Origin of the sequence: Litchfieldella qijiaojingensis (assembly GCF_014651875.1) — a bacterium.
In the GTDB taxonomy this organism is placed as follows: domain Bacteria; phylum Pseudomonadota; class Gammaproteobacteria; order Pseudomonadales; family Halomonadaceae; genus Litchfieldella; species Litchfieldella qijiaojingensis.
In genome coordinates, this window is record NZ_BMXS01000077.1 from 1 (window position 1) to 955 (window position 955).

The window sequence follows — 955 nt, forward strand, 5'->3', positions numbered from 1 at the left end:
AGCGCAGTGGCAACATCGCCTGGCAATCGGCGCGGGGCAAGGGGCGTACCGACGAGACCCTGCGTCAGAGCCAACTGATCGCCAAGGGCAACCTCGTGATCCAGGCCGCCGACGGCATCGTCGCCGACGTGCCCGAGATCAATGAACAAACCGTCAGCCAGACCATCGACGCCATGGTCGAAGCCGACCCCGACCTCGCCTGGCTCAAGGACATGGAAGAGCGCGGCGACATCGACTGGCGGCGGGTCAAGGAAATCCACGACAGCTGGGAATACGAACACTCCGGGCTGAGTGGCGTCGCCCAGCTGGTCGTCGCCATCGTCGTGGCCTACTTCACCGCCGGCGCCGCCAGTGGCCTGGTGGCCAGTGGTGCCTCGGCGGCGGGGGCCTCCACCGCCGCCGGCAGCGCCTGGGCCGCCGCGTCGGCCGGCGCCGCCGCGGGCTGGGCCAACGTCGCGGCCACGGCCGCGCTGACCAGCATGGCCAGCACCGCCACCGTCAGCGCCATCAACAACCGCGGCGATCTCGGCGACACCCTCGACGACACCTTCTCGAGTGACAGCCTGCGTGGAGCGGCCATCGCCGCCGTCAGTGCCGGGGTCACCCGGGGTGTCATGGGCGAGCCCACCGACACCAACCAACTCGACTTCAGCAACGCCAGTGACGTCGCCCGCCTTGCCGGCGAGCGTACCGCGCAATCGGCCATCCACGCCGGCGTGCGCACCGCCATCGACAGCGGCAGCCTGAGCGACAACCTCGAGGCTGGTCTCGACGGCGTATTGACCGAAGTGGTCTCCGCCGTGCTGTTCGACGCCGTGGGCGATCAAAACCTGCCATCAGGCAGCCCGCGGAAGATCGCCCTGCATGCATTGGCCGGCGGCGCGGTCGCCGAAGCCACGGGCGGCGACTTCAGGACCGGCGCCTTGGCCGCCGGCGCCAACGAAGCGCTGGTGGA

General features: G+C 70.1%; 1 protein-coding gene. It reads left to right on the forward strand.

All coding sequences use genetic code 11. From position 1 onward, the window contains the following. Window positions 1-955: DUF637 domain-containing protein (locus IE093_RS22295; protein WP_189473133.1), on the forward strand; the 955-nt coding region annotated here is incomplete at both ends.